At 47.1% G+C, this 21,819-nt stretch carries 20 protein-coding genes; 12 read left to right on the top strand and 8 right to left on the bottom strand.

Annotated features, from left to right (window positions below):
- Positions 1-52: 52 nt before the first annotated feature.
- Positions 53-2,302, bottom strand: coding sequence for a type IX secretion system periplasmic lipoprotein PorW/SprE (gene porW / locus ACYVGO_RS10995; protein WP_460969306.1), 2,250 nt, complete (start codon positions 2,300-2,302; stop codon positions 53-55).
- A 115-nt stretch (positions 2,303-2,417) separates the two neighbouring features.
- Here porW and ACYVGO_RS10990 point away from each other — a divergent pair, with 115 nt between their 5' ends.
- The 5 genes from ACYVGO_RS10990 to atpH all read left to right on the top strand — a co-directional run bounded on the left by ACYVGO_RS10990 (position 2,418) and on the right by atpH (position 5,880).
- On the top strand, positions 2,418-2,693 hold the full coding sequence (locus tag ACYVGO_RS10990; protein WP_460969305.1) for an AtpZ/AtpI family protein: 276 nt from the start codon (positions 2,418-2,420) through the stop codon (positions 2,691-2,693).
- 472 nt (positions 2,694-3,165) lie between these two features.
- Positions 3,166-4,281, top strand: coding sequence for a F0F1 ATP synthase subunit A (gene atpB, locus ACYVGO_RS10985; RefSeq protein ID WP_460969304.1), 1,116 nt, complete (start codon positions 3,166-3,168; stop codon positions 4,279-4,281).
- Between the two features lie 122 nt (positions 4,282-4,403).
- Positions 4,404-4,661, top strand: coding sequence for an ATP synthase F0 subunit C (gene atpE, locus ACYVGO_RS10980; protein ID WP_082111625.1), 258 nt, complete (start codon positions 4,404-4,406; stop codon positions 4,659-4,661).
- Positions 4,662-4,838: 177 nt separating this feature from the next.
- On the top strand, positions 4,839-5,333 hold the full coding sequence (gene atpF / locus ACYVGO_RS10975) for a F0F1 ATP synthase subunit B (RefSeq protein ID WP_111342721.1): 495 nt from the start codon (positions 4,839-4,841) through the stop codon (positions 5,331-5,333).
- 7 nt (positions 5,334-5,340) lie between these two features.
- Positions 5,341-5,880: an ATP synthase F1 subunit delta gene (gene atpH, locus ACYVGO_RS10970; RefSeq protein ID WP_142771532.1), complete on the top strand. Its 540-nt coding sequence runs from the start codon at positions 5,341-5,343 to the stop codon at positions 5,878-5,880.
- A 77-nt stretch (positions 5,881-5,957) separates the two neighbouring features.
- Here atpH and ACYVGO_RS10965 read toward each other — a convergent pair whose 3' ends face one another.
- The 3 genes from ACYVGO_RS10965 to ACYVGO_RS10955 form a co-directional block, all read right to left on the bottom strand.
- Complete coding sequence (locus ACYVGO_RS10965; RefSeq protein WP_460969303.1) at positions 5,958-6,539, bottom strand: Uma2 family endonuclease; 582 nt, start codon at positions 6,537-6,539, stop codon at positions 5,958-5,960.
- 65 nt (positions 6,540-6,604) lie between these two features.
- Positions 6,605-7,519 (bottom strand): serine hydrolase, encoded by a 915-nt coding sequence (locus ACYVGO_RS10960; RefSeq protein WP_460969302.1) that lies wholly within the window; start codon positions 7,517-7,519, stop codon positions 6,605-6,607.
- Positions 7,519-7,980, bottom strand: a complete 462-nt coding sequence (locus tag ACYVGO_RS10955; RefSeq protein ID WP_460969301.1) for a GNAT family N-acetyltransferase — start codon at positions 7,978-7,980, stop codon at positions 7,519-7,521. Before ACYVGO_RS10955 ends, ACYVGO_RS10960 begins: the two co-directional genes overlap by 1 nt.
- A gap of 78 nt (positions 7,981-8,058) precedes the next feature.
- On the opposite strand from ACYVGO_RS10955, the gene ACYVGO_RS10950 reads away from it, so the two are divergent.
- Positions 8,059-9,282 carry a DUF6786 family protein gene (locus tag ACYVGO_RS10950; protein WP_460969300.1) on the top strand — a complete coding sequence of 408 codons (1,224 nt, stop codon included), beginning with the start codon at positions 8,059-8,061 and terminating at the stop codon, positions 9,280-9,282.
- Positions 9,283-9,421: 139 nt separating this feature from the next.
- On the top strand, positions 9,422-9,766 hold the full coding sequence (locus ACYVGO_RS10945) for a hypothetical protein (protein ID WP_142771537.1): 345 nt from the start codon (positions 9,422-9,424) through the stop codon (positions 9,764-9,766).
- Positions 9,767-9,785: 19 nt separating this feature from the next.
- Here ACYVGO_RS10945 and ACYVGO_RS10940 read toward each other — a convergent pair whose 3' ends face one another.
- On the bottom strand, positions 9,786-10,436 hold the full coding sequence (locus ACYVGO_RS10940; RefSeq protein ID WP_460969299.1) for an oxidoreductase: 651 nt from the start codon (positions 10,434-10,436) through the stop codon (positions 9,786-9,788).
- Positions 10,437-10,511: 75 nt separating this feature from the next.
- On the opposite strand from ACYVGO_RS10940, the gene ACYVGO_RS10935 reads away from it, so the two are divergent.
- Positions 10,512-13,013, top strand: coding sequence for a TonB-dependent receptor plug domain-containing protein (locus ACYVGO_RS10935; RefSeq protein ID WP_460969298.1), 2,502 nt, complete (start codon positions 10,512-10,514; stop codon positions 13,011-13,013).
- 55 nt (positions 13,014-13,068) lie between these two features.
- Here ACYVGO_RS10935 and ACYVGO_RS10930 read toward each other — a convergent pair whose 3' ends face one another.
- Both ACYVGO_RS10930 and ACYVGO_RS10925 read right to left on the bottom strand, forming a co-directional pair.
- Positions 13,069-14,493 carry a Gfo/Idh/MocA family protein gene (locus ACYVGO_RS10930; protein ID WP_460969297.1) on the bottom strand — a complete coding sequence of 475 codons (1,425 nt, stop codon included), beginning with the start codon at positions 14,491-14,493 and terminating at the stop codon, positions 13,069-13,071.
- A 56-nt stretch (positions 14,494-14,549) separates the two neighbouring features.
- Positions 14,550-14,990 carry a DUF5990 family protein gene (locus ACYVGO_RS10925; protein ID WP_142771541.1) on the bottom strand — a complete coding sequence of 147 codons (441 nt, stop codon included), beginning with the start codon at positions 14,988-14,990 and terminating at the stop codon, positions 14,550-14,552.
- Positions 14,991-15,136: 146 nt separating this feature from the next.
- On the opposite strand from ACYVGO_RS10925, the gene ACYVGO_RS10920 reads away from it, so the two are divergent.
- The 4 genes from ACYVGO_RS10920 to ACYVGO_RS10905 all read left to right on the top strand — a co-directional run bounded on the left by ACYVGO_RS10920 (position 15,137) and on the right by ACYVGO_RS10905 (position 21,246).
- On the top strand, positions 15,137-16,180 hold the full coding sequence (locus ACYVGO_RS10920; RefSeq protein WP_460969296.1) for an SMP-30/gluconolactonase/LRE family protein: 1,044 nt from the start codon (positions 15,137-15,139) through the stop codon (positions 16,178-16,180).
- Between the two features lie 158 nt (positions 16,181-16,338).
- Positions 16,339-18,291, top strand: a complete 1,953-nt coding sequence (locus ACYVGO_RS10915) for a penicillin-binding transpeptidase domain-containing protein (protein WP_142771543.1) — start codon at positions 16,339-16,341, stop codon at positions 18,289-18,291.
- Positions 18,292-18,414: 123 nt separating this feature from the next.
- Positions 18,415-19,695 carry a rod shape-determining protein RodA gene (rodA, locus tag ACYVGO_RS10910; protein ID WP_142771544.1) on the top strand — a complete coding sequence of 427 codons (1,281 nt, stop codon included), beginning with the start codon at positions 18,415-18,417 and terminating at the stop codon, positions 19,693-19,695.
- Between the two features lie 195 nt (positions 19,696-19,890).
- Positions 19,891-21,246 (top strand): DUF418 domain-containing protein, encoded by a 1,356-nt coding sequence (locus ACYVGO_RS10905; protein ID WP_460969295.1) that lies wholly within the window; start codon positions 19,891-19,893, stop codon positions 21,244-21,246.
- Here ACYVGO_RS10905 and ACYVGO_RS10900 read toward each other — a convergent pair.
- Positions 21,235-21,720, bottom strand: coding sequence for a DUF1440 domain-containing protein (locus tag ACYVGO_RS10900; protein WP_460969294.1), 486 nt, complete (start codon positions 21,718-21,720; stop codon positions 21,235-21,237). The genes ACYVGO_RS10905 and ACYVGO_RS10900 overlap by 12 nt on opposite strands.
- Positions 21,721-21,819 lie beyond the last annotated feature (99 nt).

Raw genomic sequence — 21,819 nt, 5'->3', positions numbered from 1 at the left:
AGCGCGAAGCATTTGTGCGTCTGCCACCGAAAACAGTAAACGGTAAACTTTCTTATTTTCGTTTCACGGATGCCTGTTCGGCAGCGGTCTGCATTTCCTTCACACGAGGCAGCAATTGACTGCCCGGATAATCGCGAATAAATTCGTTGAGTGCCTGCCGGTAGGCATCTATCGTCTTTGTCTTGCCAACCAGAATAACCCGAAGTAACGCTAGTTTATCTTCCAGTTGAGTCCCAGAAAAGCTTCCCATGGCTGTTTCTGCACGGGCTAATGCCTCCGTGGGGTTCGTTTGGTAGAGTTCATAAATAGCCGTGTAAGCTTTCAGCGCCTGAGCCTCGGAGTCACTAGTCTGAACGGCAGCTTTTCCAGTTAGACGAGCGTAAGAGGTGTTCGGGTACTCTGCCAGTAATTTGTCTTTCCAAGGCGAGGCTTTTCCTAACTGATCGTTTGATAAATACAGTAAATAATACACCTCTGGTTTCTGAAGTGTATTTGGGTAACGGGTCAATAATTGTTCAAACGTTGGAATGGCGTCGGCAGGCTGATTAAGTTGAAACTTATACAGTTTTCCTAGCTTGTACAGTGCATTTTCAACCCGTTGGTTCGCTGCGAGCTGTGCTTCCTTTGCGAACGGAATCTTGGTCATCATAGCATCTTTCTTCGCTTTCCGACCAGCTGCCGGGCTGGTTAGGTTGGCCGCTGGATTCGATGCATCGACGGGAAGCAAGGGCGCGTTTGGATTCACTGAATTCGCGGGTGAGCTACCAACAACGGGGCTATTTGTAGAGGCAATTGCTACTGATGCTTCTTTGTTCGTGCGTCGCCAGTTATCTTCAAGAGGTCGGTTTCCCCAACGTATCGAAAACTCCTGTCGACCCTGACTTAGCGTGATGGGATTATATAAAGCCCAGCGTTCGCCAGGTTGCAGATTGGAGTTGGTAGCTCCTGGTACAGAGCCCCCAGTGCCATTAGTTGCCTTATCTATAATTTGTTGGGCCAATGCAGCTTGAGCTTTGTCTTCTTTTTCCTGTTGGGCAATGGTATTATCCAGCAGTTTATCGAGAGCAGCAGGCTCCATTTGGGCTAAATGCAATAGACTGTCGTCGGTGCGGATGGTTGTTTGGTAAAGAACAAACTCATCAAGCGTCTTTTTTCGATTCAGCAGAGCCGCATAATCGGCTGATTGCTTGGGCAGTAGTGCCAATGCGCTATCGTAATATACTTTTGCATGGGCGTAGTCGGCTTTCTTCTCAAAATAGAGTTTACCGATTTCCAGATAGGTGTAAGGCACCTGCAACGTATTGGAACCTGCCGCCTGAATCGATTGACTATACAACTTAATGGCTTTGTCGATTCGGCCACTACGAGCTTCAAGCAGCCCCATCGTGAAATAAATTTTGTCTTTCAGATCAGTATTTTTTCGGTCATTCAGCAATTGCTCAAACGTTTCGGTCGACTGCGCCATTCGCTTTTGGTCGCCCGTAAGGCCATTGCTCTGAATGGCGTACAGATTCGCATAGAAAGACTGATCATAACTAGGCCGTGATTTGAGCACCTGCCTGTAGTGGTCAACAGCTTTGGTCGGTTGACCAATGAGATCGTACAATTGTCCTGCTATAAGATGAAGGCGGGCTGTTGACTCTCCTTTCTTCAAGACTGGAAACGTTGCATCCAGAATACCTGCTGCGGTGGCATATTCGCCTTGCCGTTCGTGGAGATAAGCTTTCGTCAGGTAAAAATCTCGGGTGTTGACTTTGTTAAGGGGTTGATTCCTTAGGAATTCAGCTACGTTTAAGGCGTTAGTATAATCACTAGCTTCTGTATAAGCTCGCATAAGCCCTACTAATGCTGTATGTTTATCATCCTCATTCGTACCTTTTGTATTCACATACTTGAACACCTCAATAGCATTTGGTAAATCCTGTTTTAGCAACCGTGCCCGACCAATTAATATATAGGCGTTATCAAGCCATTTACTGTTCTGATGGCGTTCGGGAATAAGTGATGCTTTTTTGATGGCATCATCCAACTGTGGTTTTACCGGTTGAATTAGCATCGAGTCAACTGGCAACAAGATGGGCAATAACTGGTTATAATTTTCCTGCCTCTTTTTGAACAACTCTTGTTCAGCCTGAGCAATCTCATCGCGGGCAATCACGTAGGCGTTGAAATGGGAGGTCAGGTTATGATACCCTTTGCTGATTGGCTTCGTGCTATATTGCGAACACGAAACCAGTCCGCCGGTCAGTACAGTAAGGACCGTTATTACTAAAAAAAGGTGATTACGAAAATAGCGGGACATTCGAAAATAACACGTGGTCACTCGTATTAAAACGTTGCAGGACGTTTAGTCAATATGGAACGTTAGGCCAAATTAACGAATTTTGTACGGCATATTGTGTTTCAACCTTAATTCTATGGAAAACCACCCCGAACAACCCAATCCGAATGACTCACATAAGCCAGTTCGGGGCAATGAGCCACTGAAGAAAGCGACCGAAAAAACAACGTCGTTTGTGCAATTCAGTGGTATTGCCTTTCAAATGCTTGGCACGATCGGGCTAGGCGTTTGGGTTGGCATGAAACTAGATGCCTGGCAGCAAAATCATCGGCCCATCTGGACAATTGTACTGTCTTTGACCGCTATTGGTGCTTCTCTTTATTTATTTATTCGCCAATTAACAAATAAGTAGTAGCATGGGGCGTGGTGCATAGAGCAGGGAATAAATGTCATCTGCTTTTTGTTTAAACTACCCAGCTCCCTGCGCCTTCCTCCTTGCCCCATGCTCCGCACAATCCTATTTACCATCATATTAGCAATTGTATTTTTCGTAGCCGAACGATATTCTGTTTCGCCCTGGCTACACCCTAACTGGAAAATTCTGCTAGTCTTTTTTTTTAGTGTCTCCTTCTTAACTCAACGGCTGGTAGAGACTGGTTTACAAGGTAATCAGGAACGATTGATACCACTTTACTTAGCGGCAACCGTTGCGCGTCTTATACTGGGACTTGCCTTTGTTGGTTTTTTTCTATTCCAGCATATTGAGCAACGCCGTGCCTTTGTTTTGGACTTTCTTGTACTATATATATGTTACACAGGCTTTGAGATTTGGACGCTTACTCGTAACTTGCGACGCGATTCGTAAAAAGGATCTGTCACATCATATGATGCGTTTGTCAATTAATAAGTTCTTGTTAGCAACGGCTCTCATTTTGAGTTCGTTAGTGGGCGCTAAGGCGCAGGAGCATAATCAGGAGGGCGAGGCACACGCTCAGCACGAAGGCGAAGCAGCCGCTCCTAAAGGGAAATTTAATGTGGGTGAAATGATCATGCACCACATTAAAGATGATCACGGCTGGGAGTTTGCTCACGGCGTCACATTGCCATTACCCGTAATTCTTTACTCGAAAGATCGGGGCCTGGAAGTATTTTCTTCGTCACGGCTGGCTCACGGGCAAGTGTACGAGGGGTATAAAAATGAGCACGGTAAAATCCACCGCGTTGAGGCCGATGGGAAAGTCGATCACGAAGCTAAATTCTACAACTTCTCGATCACCAAGAACGTAGCGTCGTTATTATTAAGCGCGGTTATCATGATACTGGTGTTTTCGGCAGTTAGTAGTGGCTACACAAAGAACAAGGGTAAGGCCCCAAAAGGTCTTCAATCGTTTCTGGAGCCAATCATCCTGTTTGTACGCGATGAAATAGCCAAGCCGAGCATTGGTCCTAAATACACCAAGTTTTTGCCTTACCTGCTGACGCTGTTTTTCTTCATTCTGATCAACAATTTGCTGGGTCTGCTGCCAGGTGCTGCTAACCTGACGGGTAACATCGCTGTCACGCTGGTATTATCTGTTATTACATTCCTGATTGTTACCTTCAGTGGTAACAAACATTACTGGCTACACATTCTGAAGCCAACGGGTGTTCCGGTTGCGTTGCTGCCCATTATGATTCCCGTTGAGATCGTAGGCGTGTTCATGAAGCCGTTATCGCTCATGATCCGGTTATTTGCCAACATTACCGCCGGTCACATTATCATCCTGAGTTTGCTGGGGCTGATTTTCATGGCCAATCACATGGGTGGTATGGGTACTAGCCTTGCCATCAGCCCGGTTGTACTGTTTTTTACCCTGTTTTTGAATTTAATCGAATTGCTGGTAGCCTTCCTGCAAGCGTTCATCTTCACACTGCTGACGGCTATGTACATTGGTAGTGCGGTAGAAGAACACCATGAGGCCGACCACGGTATCGGTTACGAAGGCGCGGAAGCGCACTAGTTAATAATGAATAATGTAAAATGAGTAATTGCAGCCATTGAGTCATTATCAACTGTTCAGTTTACATTATCCATTTTATAAATAGCAATCTTTTGTTTCACTAATAAATCTGTTGTAAGGTTATGTTCGCAATGTTGTTTTCAATGCTGTTAGAAGCTACGGGTAGTGTTTCAGTTATGGGTGCTGCTATTGGTGCTGGTCTGGCCGCTATTGGTGCTGGTCTTGGTATCGGTAAAATTGGTGGTAGTGCTATGGAAGGTATTGCTCGTCAGCCAGAAGCGGCTGGTCGTATCCAAACCGCCATGCTGATCATTGCCGCTCTGATCGAGGCCGTTGCTCTGTTCGCAGCCGTTATTTGTCTTCTGGTTGCTACAGCCTAATTCGGTTGAGCCCAGTAGACACCAAGTTTGAGTAGGCTGGTTGCATTAGGCACTGGCACAACTGCTCGCCAATTTCTCAGAGAATATTTGCCCGTTTGGGATTGCCGACGGGCGAATGTTCTCTAACAAAAGATTGATTACACGATTACTAACATTGACTTTCCATAATTAACACTCATGGATTTACTGACTCCCGATCTCGGTCTTTTATTCTGGCAGGTAGTGGTTTTCCTCGGCCTGTTTCTGATTCTTCGCGCCTTTGCCTGGAAACCCATTACGGAAAGCCTGAACGAGCGCGAAAACAATATTCAAAGTGCCCTTGATCTGGCCGAGAAAACTCGCCTGGAAATGACTGCACTGAAAGCTGATAATGAAAAATTATTAGCCCAAGCCCGCTCTGAGCGGGAAGCTATTCTGCGCGGTGCTAAAGAAACCGCCGACAAAATGATGGCCGACACTCGTGAAAAAGCGGAGTCGGAAGGTAAGCGGATTCTGGAGCAGGCTCGTGAGTCGATGCAGAACGAGCGTCAGGCGTTGGTTATGCAGATGAAAAAGGAAGTCGTTACACTGTCGCTTGATATTGCGGAGAAAGTTCTTCGGAAAGAACTCAGCGATAAATCGGCTCAGGAGAAATTGGTGACCGATCTGGTATCAAACTCACGCTTAAACTAATTCGATTATGGCAGTAGCTACTGTAGCCGCCCGCTATGCTAAATCGTTATTAGATTTGGCTCGGGAAAATGGCCTGACGGAGACAATGTACAAAGACATGCTGTTCTTTAAGAACACCGTGGCGCAAAGTCGGCCGCTGTTGCTGATGTTGAAGAATCCCATTGTTCGGGCTGAAAAGAAAAATGCTATCCTGAAAGCTGTTTTCGCTACCCGAGTTGATCCCGTGACGATGTCATTTTTTGAAATCATTGCGAAAAAGAACCGGGAGCCTATTATGGATGCCATAGCTGATGAGTTCATCAATCAATATGATCGTCAGAAAGGTGTAGATCGGGCCACTGTAATTACAACAGTACCCCTCACGGATGCATTACGTGAGAAGTTCAAGGCAATGGTTATGAAAACAACGGGTAGTAAACTGGTTGAACTGGAAGAAAAAATTGATCCAAGACTGATTGGTGGCTACGTTTTACGCGTTGGCGACCAGCAAGTTGATGGTTCTATCCGTAGTCAGTTGAATGACTTGCGGTTGCAGTTCCTGAATTAAGCTTTTAACTTTTGGATATAAAAAAGCCACTTCTCTTTACGGGAGGTGGCTTTTTCTTGTTTAATAAAACCGAATACCTAGTCGCTAGCCAGAGATATACCTTCGTAAAGGTCTTTTAGTGATAAGGTTATTGCTAATAGTGGTAAGTTAACAATGGCATCAGCCCCCTCAATGACCTGATATTTCCAGAAGTCGACATTACGCTCAAATACTTCCACCCGATAGTCGGTTTGAGAGACGAGTAAGTAGTAAAGCAATGAAGGGAGTTTTGTGTAGTGAGGCCGTTTTTCGTGAAAATCCTTACTCTGCGTTGAGTTGGAGACTACTTCAACCAGCAAACTCGGTGAACTGACCCAAACGCCCATGTCATTTTCCAGATCGGCAGAATCGCAGGTATAAATAATGTCAGGATATACGTATCGCTGACCTGTTTTAAGCTTCTGACGGACGTTTTCGGCGTAAACATCACACCCGTTTCGCTGTGCAAATGGATAAAGAATTCTCGACAAAGATTGTACAATACGGTTATGCCGTTTAGTTGTTCCGGCCATTGCGATAACCTGGCCATCCCAATATTCATAACGAATACCCTCTGATTGTTCCAGCGCTACATACTCATCGAATGTATAGATCTTAAGAATAGGTTGGGAAGCAGTCATTATTTTATAAGGTCATGTTATCTATATCAAAGTTACTTGTTCTCAGGCAAATTGTTATGCTGATGCTACCACCATTTTTCATACCCTTCTGCTGGTTTCCAGGTCGATTTGGGCTCGAAATGATGCCACAAAGTTGCCGCCACTGCACGTAAAAGCGTATATCCTTCATTTGTGCGCGTCCAGCTTTCGTCTTTCTGATTCTTGGTCATAATGCAATACACGTACTCTCCGTGTGGAGCATGAACGAACACTACTTCTGAACGAGCCTGATTGACAGCCCCATTTTTACTGGCTATCTTGACATCGGGCGGTACTTGCGATAACCCATCATTGTCCCAATATTGGCGACCCAGATTCCGGTACATTTCTTCACTGGCATCGGGACTAATGGCCTTGCCTTGGCGGATATAAGTGAGTAGCTCCGCCATTTCCCGTGGACTAGTCTGCCCCCAGCCGTATTGGGTCCGGTTAGCTTCCCGGCCTGGTGTTCGGGAGTTGACCCGGGTTTGATGAAACCCATTCGTTTCGAGCCATGTGTTGATGCTCGTTCCTCCGCCAGCTAAGGCCTGACACCACAAACTACCTGTGTTATCGCTGACTGTTTCCATCAGCATAACAACCTTACTAAGCGTAATTTTAGCGCCGTCTTTTAGTGAGCCAATAATGCCATCGTCGTAATGGAGAGAGTCTTTGTAAATTAATTCCTGGTCATACGTCAACTCGCCTTTATAGATTTTGTCGAATAAGCCGCATTGAATCGGAATCTTCACCATACTCGCCGTTGGAAACAAAGTGTCGGCGTTGATGGCAACGGTTTTACCCGTGCGAAGATTACGGACATAGATACCCGCATCGCCCTGAAAGTTAGCCATAGCAGCCCGGAGCTTTCGTTCAAGAACGGCATCGTTCCGTATAGATATTTGACCAAATGTGGTTAGCGTATGGATAATGAACAGCAACGAGAAGAAGGTAAATCTCATTAGATTTGAATCGGTTTGACCAGTTTGACGTGTGTTTTTTGGAAGGACTCGCGTTCGTAAAAGCGAACCGTATCCAGCCGTTTCTGATTGGTCGTCACTTCCAGATTGACAAAATTTTCCTGAATAGCCAGTGCACCCAGCTCAGCTACAAGCTTTTGCCCGATATGCTGATTTCGGACGTCAGGCCGGACATATAACTCCTGAATTTCACCTACTTTTCCAGAGTGGTGTAGCAGGTACTGAACATGACAACTCACAAAACCGATGACTTCATCTCGTGATTCAGCTACCAGATAATAGATGAATGGGTTGCTCAGATTTTGCTGGTAAACAGTTTGGAAAGCAGTTGTGTCCAACTCCGTTTGCTCTAAATCGCATAGGAAATCATACACAACTGCTTCGTCGGCTGGAGTCGCAGATCTGATTTGTATTGTATCTGCAAAAGTAGATTGGGATGCCACGGTAATTTATAGAGCTATATGTAGCTGCGAAAATGATTGTTTAAGTTCAGTATTTTCAGATTGTTCGTTGACTTTCTCATGAATAAAATCATAGCCTTGGTTTTTAGTGGTTTACTGATTGCCTGTTCAAGCCGGAAAGCGGCAACAACTGAAGAACAAACGTCGACCAGCGATTCCTCAGAAGCTTCCCCCATGAACATGTACGCCAAAGACCGCCTTTTTTTACAGCAGCATCATGCCGATTTAGTTGAGTTAGAACTGGGAAATGCCCGTGCCCTGATTTGTCCCGCTTATCAGGGGCGTGTAATGACGACCACTGCCGACGGCCAGACCAGCTATGGTTGGATTAACTATGAGCTGATAAAATCCGGAAAGCTTCTGCCCCATATGAATGCGTTCGGGGGCGAAGATCGTTTCTGGTTAGGCCCGGAAGGAGGCCAGTACGCGCTCTATTTCAAAAAAGGCGACCCATTTGATGGCGATCATTGGCAGACACCAGCCGCTATTGATTCAGAACCATTTGACATCACCGATACGTCTAGAACGTCTGCCACATTTGCCCGCACCGTATCGCTGACTAACTACAGCGGTACCCGCTTCGACATTGGCATCGAACGAACGGTTAAATTGCTCGACAAGGCAGAAATTGAGCACCAACTGGCCGTTGATACCCATTCACTCAAGGTAGTTGGAATTCAATCTGATAACGTAATTACCAACAAAGGGAAACAAGCTTGGGTTGCCCAAACAGGCATGCCGTCTATCTGGATTCTGGGCATGATGAACGCATCGCCCGAATCCATGATCATTGTGCCGTACCGGGAAGGGGATGGCCAGCCGGTCAACGATGCTTATTTCGGGAAAGTCCCGGCCGATCGGTTACAAATGGGAAAAACAGCTGCGTTATTTAAAGCCGATGCGAAGTATCGCAGCAAGATCGGGGTTTCGCCAGCACGGGCTACCAATTGGATTGGCAGTTACGACTCCGCTACCAAAACCCTGACGCTCGTTACGTATGATTTTGATCCGAAGGATCATCAATATGTCAATTCGGCCTGGGAACATCAAAAAGATCCCTTTTCTGGCGATGTTATTAATGCCTATAACGACGGCCCAATGAAACCGGGCCAACCGCAAATGGGCCATTTTTATGAATTAGAATCGTCGTCGCCAGCCGCAAATTTGGCTCCGGGAGCCAAACGCCAGCATCGGCATACAACGTTTCACCTGCAAGGTTCAGAACAGCAGCTAAATGAGTTGTCAAAACGATTGTTATTCAAAGACTTAGCGTCGATAAACTAAGCAGATAAAATTTGTTTAACCACAGAGGGACGGAGATCACAGAGAATATGTTGGATAAACTCTCTGTGGTCTCCGTCCCTCTGTGGTTAAATTAGTCATAGCCTTCTCCTGTTTAACCCAGTGGACCCAAACAACTCGTATGAAAACGGAACTGAAAACGAAAATTGTCCTGGCCTGCAAACTAACCGACCATGATCAGATTGCGCGCATGAATGAACTGCATCAAACCATTTTTAAGAAAGTCGATCGGGTTATAGAGCGCGCCAACAGTTATGAGTTGGTCTTTCAACAACCTGATAGTCTTCTTAGTAATGAACTGGCAGAGTTTATCAAGTTTGAACGGTTGTGTTGCCCCTGGTTACTATTCCAACTGACATACCAACCCGAAAACGGGCCAATCTCGTTGACGATGGGGAATTCACCCGAAACCCGCGACATGGTCAAACTGGTTATGGAACTGGATAAGCTGGGTAAGTCAAACTGATACAGCTCAATAAACAAGCCTAAAACTCCTGCAAGACATCAGATTCAAAAACGTGTTTGCCAATTAATCCCTGTTGCATCGTTTCCAGCATGGACTTGGCTACTTTATCCGCTTTAATCCCTTTATATTTAGCAGGAATAAGGGGGCTAAAGAGCCGCATGGCTCCAGAGGCAATCCGTTCGCCCAGGCGGTTTTCGGAGCGGTTGCCGAGTAGGAGAGAGGGACGGAAAATGAGTAGAGTTGGATAGTTCAGCGCCGTTAGGTCGCGCTCTACTTCGCCTTTTACGCGGTTGTAGAAAATGGATGAGTCCTCGTTGGCACCCATAGCTGTAACGATCGCAAATTGTTTGGCACCATTAGCCAGACTCAGCCGGGCAATATCGATTGGATAGTGATAATCTACTTGTCGGAAAGCCTCTTTTGAACCCGCTTTTTTTATGGTTGTCCCCAAACAGCAAAATATATCGTCGGCCTGTGTCAATAAGCCATTGGGATGGTCGAAATCAAACTGAACTTCCTGTAAACGAGGGTGCTGCCAGCTTAACGATTTGCGTACTAACACTTTTACGTTGTTATAGAACGGTGAATCAACAAGTCGATGCGTGAGCAGTTCACCAATTAGACCCGTAGCACCGAGCACTAAGGCCGTTTTATGAGTTGGGTTAGTCATGCTAAAAAGAGGGTATTTCTGCTAATTTAGTTGCTTCGTAGACAAACGAAGGCAGCTAATTCAGAAATCTATTCTATGCGTCTTACTTTTTTTCACCGAGTCAGGCTTATTACTCTCCTTACCATTGGGTCACTATCGGCGATTCACTTTGTTGACGATCCTGATTTTAGTAAACTAGTGATCGAACGATTCCGTGCTTACAACCAGCAGCGGCCTACCGAGAAAGTATATGTCCATACAGATCGGGACGCTTATCTCATAGGTGAAACCATCTGGTTAAAAGGCTACCTGATGAACGGTACTACGCACGAAGCGGATAGTGCCAGTCGGGTAGTATATGTCGATTTGGTAGACCCCGTTGCCCGGCGGGTTCGGTTGCGGACGCAGCTACGGGCAACGGCTGGGTATGCACCTGGTCAGCTTTTCCTGCCCGATTCATTGGCGGCAGGCACCTATCAACTCCGGGGATATACCAATTTCATGCGAAATTACCCCGACGCCTATTTCTTTTCTAAACCGGTAACAATCCTTGGAAACAACGGAGCCAACGTTGGGGCGAATAAGGGATTAACAACTAACCCAGCAACACAAAAGAGTGTAGTGGACCGACCTGACGTGCAATTTTTACCCGAAGGTGGTCAGTTGGTTGAGGGAATCGAGAGCCGGGTGGCGTTTAAGGCCGTTAATGCTGCTGGGCGAAGTATACCCGTAGAAGGCTTTATCCTGAATACGAAAAAAGATACAATTGTTGGGTTTACCAGCACTCATTTGGGCATGGGTTATTTTACCATCAACCCCGAAGCAGGTCAGTCGTATACCGCTACTATACGGCTCGGCGATGGCACAAATTTATCTTATTCGTTGCCCGCCGTGCAACCACAGGGCGTTGTGATGCAGATAGATAATCTGAGTCATAAAGACAATATGAAAGTTTACGTGCGGCATAATAAAGGCAGTTCGGATGCAGCCGCTAAACTGACACTCATTGCACAGACGCGAGGGCAAATCAATCATGTGGTAAGCATTCCGATGACCAAAAAAACGTCGTTGATTCAGATCCCGAGAAACACCTTTCCTGAAGGTATTTCGCAATTGACCTTATTCGATGAGACGCAGAAGCCGGTGAGTGAGCGACTGGTTTTCATCAATAGGAACGAGCAGATTTCGATTGCGCTTACACCCGATAAAAAGACCTATAAGAATCGAGAGAAACTGGATTTGACCATTACCACGACCAATGCGCAGGGTAAACCCGTTGCCGCTAATGTATCGCTGGCGGCTGTGGATGCACGGCTGGCACCCGAAGCAGACTCAAGTGGTTCTACGATTGTATCCCAGGTATTGCTTTCGTCCGATCTGACCGGCACGGTTGAGCAACCCAGCTACTATTTCGATCCATTACATGCCGATCGGTGGATGCAATTAGACCTTTTACTAATGACGCAGGGCTGGCGACGATTCGCCTGGACCGACGTTCTGGGTGGTACTATCCCACCGATCAATCACTTCGTTGAGCGAGGGCTATCGCTAACGGGGCGGGTCGTACGGCCGAACCAGAAAGATATTGGAGGCAAGGTGAAACTAACATTTTTACTGGCGAAGCGAGACAGCACGCGAGATTTCCTGATGGGCGAAACGGATGAGGCTGGCAATTTTGGTGCCTACGACCTCGATTTTACGGATACCACCACCGTGCTAATTCAGGGCATAAAAGGCAGAGCGAACCGTTCGCTGGCTATCTCGCTCGATCAACTGCTGATGCCAACCGTAACCATTACGAAGGTTCCCTATAACCCGCTGGAATTCCGCCAGGATGAGTTGACTGAATTTATTCGTAGAACCAAAGAGTATCAGGAGATTGAACGCCAGATCCGGCGGAATGGCGAGGTATTATTGCAAGCCGTTACGGTAAAGGCAAAAAAATATCAGGAAAGGGATTCCCGAGTGATTTATGGGACACCTGATGCCAGTGTTAAGTTTACTGCACAGAATACATCTGGTCGAATGACAATTCTGGATGTAATTCAAGGGCAAGTTGCCGGTGTTCAGGTAATTGGCAATGGATTTAATGCGCGCGTGCAGATTCGGGGAGCGGCTAATTTTAATGGACCCGTTGATCCGTTATTTGTGCTGGATGGCATGCCGATGGATTTGCAGGCTATAATGGGTATTTCGGTGCAGGATGTAGACCGGGTCGATGTGCTAAAAGGAGCATCGGCAGCTATTTATGGCTCGCGGGCATCGGGAGGGGTTATTTCCATTCTAACAAAACGGGGTGGCCCCAATTATGATTTGACCAAGGAGGTTGTGCCGGGAACGCTGGTGGCCAAACTGCCGGGCTATGCGCCCCTACGGGAGTTTTATGCCCCCCGATACGATGTTAAAAAGCCAGAGCACGTAAGACCCGACTACCGCACAACCTTGTTCTGGGCACCAATGATTCAGACCGATGCGGAGGGGAAAGCGACCGTGTCATTCTTTACGTCGGATGCCAAAACCGATATTCGACTACGGGCGGAAGGAATAACTGTTGGCGGGATGCCGGGTACCGCGAAGGCAATTGTGCGTGTAGACTAAAAAAAGGGTCAGGTTTGAGAACCTGACCCCACGAATATTCACCCCACAACGTCACTTACCCCAGGATCTTCATATTGATCGGGTCCCAGCTTACCGCTTTTTTCTGGAAATAACTCATGTTGCCACACTGGGTTGGTCCACAAGCGCGCAGGCCGAATGTAGCATCTTCAATGTTCGGGGTATTCTGACGTACCGAGCTAAAGAAATTGACAAAGTGCTCGTAGCGGTCGCCTTTATACTCTTTCGGGAAGCTGTATTTAAACTCCTTCGGGCCAACCAATTCAGGGACTTGTGGATATAGCTTGTTGTACTCGGCTATGTACAACTCCTTCTGGTCTTTCGGGAAGTTGTCGATCGACATACCGGGTGCCTTGGGGAATTTGTTCCGGTGAACGGTTAGGGAGTCGAAACCCAGCGATAAATCGCCTTCGGTACCAACAATACGAACCAGGTAATTACCACCGCCACCATCAACGAAGTTTGACCGAGTGGTTAAATTAAACTCTGGGTGTTCAGCTGTTTTTCCGTAATCATAGATACTAAGCTGAATATCGGGTACATCGCGGCCATCTTTCCAGTAACGCGTACCCCCGCTCGAATACACCCGATTTGGCCCTTTCGAACCCGTGATGCAGTGTAAGGAGGTAAGTAAGTGAACATACAGGTCACCAGCAATGCCGGTTCCGTAGTCCTGATAATTCCGCCACCGGAAAAAGCGCAGTGGGTCCCAGGGACGTTTTGGAGCGCTGCCCAGATATGTATCCCAGTCAACCGTTTGGGGCGATGCATCGGGTGGAATCGAATACTGCCAGGCACCCATAGCGCTGTGACGATCGTAGATGGCTTCCGCAAACACAAGTTCGCCAATGTCACCGGCTTTCATCAACTCACGAGCTTTGGCAATAAGCAACGAACTGGCAAACTGACTACCTACCTGAAACACTTTGCCCGTTTCTTTCGATACTTTTATCAGCGTATGGCCATCCTCAACCTTCTGAACCATCGGCTTTTCGCAATACACGTGCTTGCCTTTGCGCATAGCATCCGATGATATTTTTTCGTGCCAGTGATCGGTCGTTGCGTTAATGACGGCATCGACATCTTTCCGTTCCAGAATTTCCCGATAATCCTTCGTTACCGGAAGCTGATCACCCCAAAGTTCTTTGGCACGGCGTAATCGTCCATCATACAAATCACAGGCGGCTACCATTTCGACACCATCGACCATGAGGGCCGTTTGCATATCGCCAATACCCATGCCACCTGTACCAATCAGGGCAATCCGGACTTTATCGTTGGCCGCTGTGCTGGAATGACTACGAACAAGATTTAAATATTGGGGGATCGCAACCGGCGTTTCGGCAAGAGCAGCGGGCGCAGCAGCAGCGGCAGTACCGGCAATGCCCAGGGTCTTCAAAAATGATCGGCGGGAACTGTTTTCAGCATTCGTAGGGGAAGTGGCCCCTTTTTTGTTTTTCATGTACGATTAAGAATTGGGGGAGAAAGAAAAATCGTCTAAAAATAAGCGAATAATTGTTATATCGTCTGCCAGCCCATAAACGGTTTTACCGTTCCGCAGTTGGGGCCTGTATCTTTTCCTGTTCCAGGAACCTGTGTTTCAAGAACCTGGCCTTCCTGTATCGATAGTTGGTTGACCAGTTCCCAGGTAATTCCCGCTAACGGTACTTTTAATCGCCGACTCCATACGGAAGCCATCTGACCGGCACATCTGCCAATATCGAGGTAAACAAAGCGGGCACTCGGAGGGCCTTGCACAAAAGGCCCAAGAATAGTAGGTTGTGGGTCTTTATCCTGATTTCCTTTTACCCGCACGGTAAAATCGAACTCTAAATCCTGAGAATCGAATTGTTGTATTTGGACTGTCTCGTAGTGATTGCCACTCCCTTTTTGCAAGCCGAAGTCGACACCTGCCGGTGGATTTTTCAGGATAATTCGCAGAGGTAACTCTTGATCCATTTTACAATTTTTTAACGTAGTGAGCTTCTAATGACTCAACGCTTTCTGTACATAAGGTACGTTAAAAATAGTTGTTAATCCACTTTCTCTTAGTTGTTACGTCCCAAAATTCATCGTACCATTGAGGTAAATTCCTGACATTCACCATGAACCTAAAATCCTTACTACTGTCGGGCTGGCTAGCCTTCGTACTTCGTCCAGTCATTGCCCAAACAACCCCTTTTCCTACCATCGGTCAGATTGTTAAGGCTGATGCCCGATTGGATAAACTGGTTTCGCCTGATGCCAAAATAGAGGTGTTGGCTAGCGGATTTGATTGGACGGAGGGTCCGATCTGGGTGAAAAATGAAGCCTTCCTGCTTTTTTCCGACGTACCGAAGAATACCATTTTCAAATGGACTGATAAAGAAGGCGTCACCCCATTTTTGAAACCCTCAGGTTATACAGGTCTGGGCCCTTATAGCGATGAGCCCGGTTCCAACGGCCTGACCATCGACCGGCAGGGGCGCTTGATTGCCTGCGAACACGGCGACCGACGCGTTACAGCCATGTCGCTGACTGGTGGTGGAGGTAAACGTACTTTAGCCGATAACTATAATGGCAAGCGCTTTAATAGTCCGAACGATGTGGTGGCCCACTCCAGCGGCAGCTATTATTTTACGGATCCGCCGTATGGAATGCCTAAAAAGGAAAAAGATCCGGGTCGGGAAACCGACGGCTGGGGTGTTTACCGTATTGCCCCTGAACGGGCTGGCGTACCAGGAACCGTGTCTATCGTCGTTGGTGATTTAACGCGTCCCAATGGTATTGCGCTCTCGCCCGATGAAAAAATACTTTTTGTTGCCCAATCGGATCCGATGCGCCCGGTCGTGATGGCCTATCCACTACAACCCGATGGTTCGGTGGGTAAGGGACGGATTGTGTTCGGACCGGAGCAGATGAAGAAGCAGAATCTTGACGGCGGTTTCGATGGAATGAAGGTAGACCGCGACGGCAACCTCTGGGTAACGGGTGGGGGAGGGGTTCTGGTCCTGGCACCAACGCAGGGAACGGGCCCTTATGATTTTCTGGGTCACCTCAAAATTGGTGGCGCTACCGCCAACTGCGCCTGGGGCGACGATGGCTCAACCCTATACATAACCGCCGATATGTACCTCTGCCGAATCCGAACGTTCGCAAAGGGTTGGTGATCGTTAATGGAAAATGTATAATGAACAATGTATAATGACGAGTGGATATTAAAAGTATGGCATTTGCTTTCATTCTTCAGTATACATTGTTCATTATGCATTATAATTCGCCTAACTTTGTATAGAGTACTTCGCTTGATTGAACGGAATTTATTCTCATGTTAGAGAATCGGAAGTGGGTCATCATTGGCCTTTTTTGTATAGTCGGATTAACGTATCTGGCTCGGTTATTTTATCTACAGGTTTTAGACGATACCTACTCGCTGGGGGCATCGAAAAACTCCATTAAGCGGGTTGTCGAAATACCGTATCGCGGTCAGATTTACGACCGAAACAAACAGCTAATCGTTTACAATACACCCGTTTACGATCTTTACGTCACGCCCAAGCAGGTCCGTATTCCAGATACGGCGGCTTTCTGTCGGATGATGGCCATCACGCCCTCTGATTTCGATAGTATCATGGGCCTGGCTAAAAATTATTCGGCCGTGAAACCATCGCTGTTCTTGCGCCAACTTTCTAAGGAAGATTTTGCCCGGATTCAGGACGCACTGGTCGATTACCGGGGGTTTGAGCCCGTAATCAGCTCCATGCGCACCTATCCGGCTCATACCATGGCGAATGCACTAGGCTATGTGAGCGAAATCAGCAAAAAGCAGCTGGAGAATCAGGATATCATCTATTACCGACAAGGCGATTACATTGGCCATAACGGCCTAGAAGAACAGTACGAAGAGCAGTTACGGGGTCGACGGGGCGTTAAATTTATGATGCAGAACGTTCGGGGGGTCAACAAAGGCTCCTGGAAAAATGGCGAGTTCGACACACTGGCGGTAGCGGGGCAAAATCTGATTACGGGTATTGATGTCGAAGTGCAAAAATATGCTGATAGCCTGATGCAGAATAAAGTAGGAGCTGTACTGGCGGTAGAACCTTCGTCGGGTGAAATTCTGGTTTCAGTATCGGCACCTACTTATGACCCTAATTTATTATCGAGCCGATTCTTCTCTAAAAACTATCGGGCTTTAATAAAGAATCCCTATAAGCCACTCATCAACCGGCCGGTTATGGCCAGTTATCGGCCTGGATCAACCTTCAAGCTGATTCAGGCACTGATTGCCCAACAACAGGGCTCCCTTTTTCCCAACACTGTGTATGGACATGGGGGCTCACCCATGCGTTGCCACTGCCGCGGAGGTAATAACTTACGAGGAGCGGTGCAAAACTCCTGTAACCCCTATTTCTATTACGTATTTCGTAAATTTCTCTACTTCAACGGAGACAATAATACGTTTAAGGCCTCGGCAATCGGCTTGAAACAGTGGCACGATATGGCGGAGAAATTTGGGATCGGAAGTCGCCTTGGTGTTGATTTGCCCAGTGAATTAAAAGGTAACCTGCCCACGCCCGAATATTACGACAAAGCCTATCATGGGGCATTACGCTGGAAATTCTCGAACGTTTATTCGCTGAGTATTGGCGAAGGCGAGTTGCTGATTAGTCCGCTTAAGTTAGTCAACCTGGCCGCTACGATTGCCAATCGGGGCTGGTACATTACTCCGCACTATATCAAGGGCTTTGGTAAGCCGGGCGCTGGGTTACCAGCCGAGTATCTTGAACACCACGAAACAGGGATCGACTACAAATACTATTTACCCGTTATTGATGGTATGCGGGGTGCTGTTGCTCACGGTACTGTAACACCATTAGCCAATATTGACGGCATTGACTTGTGCGGCAAAACGGGGACCTCGCAGAATTCCAAATATGGACACAAATATGACCACTCCATTTTCATTGGCTTCGCACCCATGAACAACCCCAAAATTGCGGTTGCCGTGTTTGTTGAAAACGCAGGTTGGGGTGGTAAAGCAGCCGCATCGGTGGCTGCTTTAGTGGCTGAACGTTATCTGAAGCGTAAAACTGAAGCCCTGAAATTAGATGCGCAAGTAAAAGCATCGAATTACCTGCCCCCTGCCCAATTCCTCCCTGGCGCAAAGAAGCCAGTTACTCCTAAAAAAGACACAACGCAAAAAACGCCTGCTCCAAAAGCTCTGATGACGGCTGCCAAGCCTAAGTCGGTAGTTGTTCCAGCGGTAAGCGGAAACTAACAATAAGTTTGAGGTTTGTAGTTTGAGGTTTGTAGTTGGCTGACGCACCAACAATTCGCGTGTCAGCCAACTACAAACCTCAAACTACAAACTACAAACCTCAAACTATAAACTATAACAAACTTGGCTCGCCAAAACGACCCCTTTGCTCAAAATATTGACTGGCTCACACTGCTGCTGTACCTCGGCTGTGTAACAATGGGCTGGCTCAATGTCTATGCCGCTGTATACAGCCCGGAAGACCATACCAGTCTGTTCGACATGTCGACCAATGCCGGGAAACAGTTAATGTGGATTGGTACAACCGTGATACTGATCATTTGTGTTCTGGTTATCAACCACACCTTTTTCGATACGTTTGCCTTTGTCTTCTATGGCTTTATGATTTTGCTGTTGATTCTGGTACTTTTTCTCGGAAGCAACATCAATGGGTCACGGTCGTGGTTTAAGTTCGGATCGTTTACCCTTCAACCGGCCGAGTTTGCTAAAGTGGCAACGGCGCTGGCGCTGGCCAAATACCTGGATGTACCGGGTATCAATCTTACCAAACAAAAAGATCTGCTCTACATCGGCGGAATCATTGTGCTGCCCTGTATTCTGATTCTGGCTTCGAACGAAACCGGCTCAACGCTTGTGTTTGCCTCGTTTGCCATTATGCTTTATCGGGAAGGGTTGCCAGGCTGGATTCCGGCGGTAGGGTTGGCCGCAGCTACTTTATTTATTTTGGCCCTGGTATTTGCGAAGTTGTACATCTTCCTGGGTATTGTTGTTTTGTTGCTACTGGTGATTCTGCTGATGCCGCGCTACAACCGTACTCTGCCTAATCTGCTCGGTATGGGGCTGGTTGGGTTGATGATGATGGGGTATGTGGCGGGGGTTGATTTTTTTGTAAACAACGTTCTGCAAAAACACCAGCGCAACCGGATTAAAGTACTGGTTGATCCAACGATTGATCCGCTTGGTGTAGGCTGGAATGTGACGCAGGCCAAAATTGCCATTGGCTCCGGGCGGCTTCAGGGAAAAGGTTTTCTGGAAGGGACCCAAACTAAATTCGATTTCGTGCCCGAGCAAAGCACCGACTTTATCTTCTGTACCATTGGCGAGGAACACGGCTTTATCGGTAGCCTTGTTGTTGTCGCGCTGTTTATCGGATTGCTGGCCCGCATCGTAATTCTGGCCGAAAAACAACGCACCAAATTTGCCAGGGTTTACGGTTACTGCGTGGCCGGGATTATCTTCTTCCACGTCATGGTCAATATCGGTATGACCATCGGGTTAATGCCTGTTATTGGTATCCCTCTGCCGTTCTTTAGTTATGGCGGCTCCTCACTCTGGTCATTTTCCATACTTCTGTTTATTTTCCTCAAACTCGATTCCCGTCGGGCGGGCGCCATGTGGCGGTAGTGGTTATTGAATTATTTGTTATTGAGTTACTGGTTATTCAACATAATCCAATAACTCAATAACGAATAACCAATTTCCGACCGTTTACGAAAACTCCTTATCCAGGTGAGATAAAAAGGTTTATTTTTAGATAATTGATTTACAGTTGCTTATGTGAGTAGCTACCCTCAATTATAAACCTAACCCTCTTGACGGATGGAGTCTACCGTTACTTTGCCTACTGGGCCTAACAGTCTACTTAGTGAATTGCCCCAACCCATAGCCCTCAGCGAACGGATACAAACCATCGATGTCATTCGGGGTATGGCCTTGCTGGGTATTCTGCTGATGAATATTCCGTTTTTCGGGCGGTCATTTCAGTTGGAAGCCGAACCACTACTCCATCCGGGGACTACCGATCATACGGTCTTCACCTTCATTACCATTCTGTTCGAAGGGAAGATGCGCGCCTTGTTTTCGATGCTGTTTGGGGCGGGCATCCTGATCTTCATAAGCCGCAAAGAAGCCTCTGGAAGTAGTGGGTTCGCTGATTTGTATTACCGCCGACTCCTTTGGATGGTGTTATTTGGGGTAATTCATGAGTATGTGCTCATGTGGGTAGGCGATATCCTGTTCGATTATGCGATCTCTGCCCTGTTTTTGTTTCCCTTCCGAAATCTGAAACCCCGGCAGTTACTAATTTTTGCGCTGGTTTGTATTGCCATTGGGGGAATAAAACAGGAACGTCGCCAACTCGAATTGCGCGATAAACGGGAGAAATACCTGCAAACGGTCGCGCTTGAGAAAACTCATAAAAAACTGACAGACGCCCAAAAGAAAGATAAAGAAGCTTGGGAAAAAGTGGTTAAAAACTCTCGCCCTGATCCTAAGGAGGTTGCCGAGTTTAATCAGAATATGCGCTCAGGCTATGGCACCGTCTATAAAACCCTGGAACCCGAGAATATTCGCTTTCACTCGATGTATCTTTATCTGGGTATCTGGGATATGCTATCGATGATGCTACTGGGCATGGCTTTGTTTAAATGGGGCTTCTTTTCCAATAAATTAACCACCCGAACTTACTGGCTGACCTTATTGGCTGGCTACGGCATTGGTATACCGTTAAGTGCTGTTGATTTGTCCTTGCTTCAACAAGTGGTAACCAACCCGGCTCTCTATGCCGATACTCAATGGATTGCGCCCGCCTTGGGATATGACCTTCAACGAGCGCTGGTCGGAATAGGTCATGCCAGTTTATTGCTACTCCTTTACCGCTCCGGACTCGTATCCTGGTTGATGAAGGCTTTATCGAATGTAGGACAAATGGCTTTTAGTAATTACGTGTTACAAACGCTCTGCTGCACGCTGTATTTTAATGGCTATGGACTGGGGAATTTTGGCAAGCTGCCCTATCATCAGTTGTATTACGTTGTTGGTGTTGTCTGGATTATCAATATGGTATTCAGTGCTATCTGGCTTCAGTTCTTTCGCTTTGGCCCGTTAGAGTGGATCTGGCGAAGCCTGACCTACTGGAAACAACAACCTATGCGTAAACAAGCTTTACCTGCCTGAATAATGCCTGCTCACAATGAGCGAGATGGGTAGCCCAACCATGACCATAATAATTACCATACCGATAGCTGCTCTGGCTGGGTCGAATGGCTGAGCGGGAGCCTTACTTAAGGGGAGCACAATCCGGTTCATGACCAGCCAAATCAATATACCATAGAGTAAACCGATGGCAACTGGACGGCTGGTGTACCGATGTAGTTGCGGATAAATCAGGAAGAAAAAGGCCGCGAACGATAACGCAATAAAGAAATGGAAAGCCAGGCCCCAGACGACCATATCGGTTCCGCCTGCAAGAGCCTCTTTCCCGAAAACCCCGCTGGCAACATACCGCCAAACAGCCGCCGGATCTTTACCCCCCCGGATGATAAGCATCGTCATGGCGGCAACGGCATCTAATAGACCCGCTACTAAACCAGCATAGATAATGGTACGAACAGATTTGTTGACGGCAGAAGATGAGCCCGGTTGGTTCATGGGATGTAGTTTTTTTAGAGGTTTAGGAGGCTTATGATCAGGTTGTTAAGATAGATATAATTTTAGTCAACCACACAGAGTGCCGACGTCTAAAAACGA

The organism is Spirosoma migulaei, assembly GCF_054776855.1.
The sequence above is the reverse complement of the archived record's forward strand: the minus strand, read 5'-3'. Positions and strand labels throughout refer to the sequence as shown.

What these genes read in the sequence shown, in the direction of transcription:
- porW (WP_460969306.1), bottom strand. Translation starts at nt 2,302, where the DNA reads ATGTCCCGCTATTTTCGTAATCACCTTTTTTTAGTAATAACGGTCCTT.
- ACYVGO_RS10990 (WP_460969305.1), top strand. Translation starts at nt 2,418, where the DNA reads ATGGAAAACCACCCCGAACAACCCAATCCGAATGACTCACATAAGCCA.
- atpB (WP_460969304.1), top strand. Translation starts at nt 3,166, where the DNA reads ATGATGCGTTTGTCAATTAATAAGTTCTTGTTAGCAACGGCTCTCATT.
- atpE (WP_082111625.1), top strand. Translation starts at nt 4,404, where the DNA reads ATGTTCGCAATGTTGTTTTCAATGCTGTTAGAAGCTACGGGTAGTGTT.
- atpF (WP_111342721.1), top strand. Translation starts at nt 4,839, where the DNA reads ATGGATTTACTGACTCCCGATCTCGGTCTTTTATTCTGGCAGGTAGTG.
- atpH (WP_142771532.1), top strand. Translation starts at nt 5,341, where the DNA reads ATGGCAGTAGCTACTGTAGCCGCCCGCTATGCTAAATCGTTATTAGAT.
- ACYVGO_RS10965 (WP_460969303.1), bottom strand. Translation starts at nt 6,539, where the DNA reads ATGACTGCTTCCCAACCTATTCTTAAGATCTATACATTCGATGAGTAT.
- ACYVGO_RS10960 (WP_460969302.1), bottom strand. Translation starts at nt 7,519, where the DNA reads ATGAGATTTACCTTCTTCTCGTTGCTGTTCATTATCCATACGCTAACC.
- ACYVGO_RS10950 (WP_460969300.1), top strand. Translation starts at nt 8,059, where the DNA reads ATGAATAAAATCATAGCCTTGGTTTTTAGTGGTTTACTGATTGCCTGT.
- ACYVGO_RS10945 (WP_142771537.1), top strand. Translation starts at nt 9,422, where the DNA reads ATGAAAACGGAACTGAAAACGAAAATTGTCCTGGCCTGCAAACTAACC.
- ACYVGO_RS10940 (WP_460969299.1), bottom strand. Translation starts at nt 10,436, where the DNA reads ATGACTAACCCAACTCATAAAACGGCCTTAGTGCTCGGTGCTACGGGT.
- ACYVGO_RS10935 (WP_460969298.1), top strand. Translation starts at nt 10,512, where the DNA reads ATGCGTCTTACTTTTTTTCACCGAGTCAGGCTTATTACTCTCCTTACC.
- ACYVGO_RS10930 (WP_460969297.1), bottom strand. Translation starts at nt 14,493, where the DNA reads ATGAAAAACAAAAAAGGGGCCACTTCCCCTACGAATGCTGAAAACAGT.
- ACYVGO_RS10925 (WP_142771541.1), bottom strand. Translation starts at nt 14,990, where the DNA reads ATGGATCAAGAGTTACCTCTGCGAATTATCCTGAAAAATCCACCGGCA.
- ACYVGO_RS10920 (WP_460969296.1), top strand. Translation starts at nt 15,137, where the DNA reads ATGAACCTAAAATCCTTACTACTGTCGGGCTGGCTAGCCTTCGTACTT.
- ACYVGO_RS10915 (WP_142771543.1), top strand. Translation starts at nt 16,339, where the DNA reads ATGTTAGAGAATCGGAAGTGGGTCATCATTGGCCTTTTTTGTATAGTC.
- ACYVGO_RS10905 (WP_460969295.1), top strand. Translation starts at nt 19,891, where the DNA reads ATGGAGTCTACCGTTACTTTGCCTACTGGGCCTAACAGTCTACTTAGT.
- ACYVGO_RS10900 (WP_460969294.1), bottom strand. Translation starts at nt 21,720, where the DNA reads ATGAACCAACCGGGCTCATCTTCTGCCGTCAACAAATCTGTTCGTACC.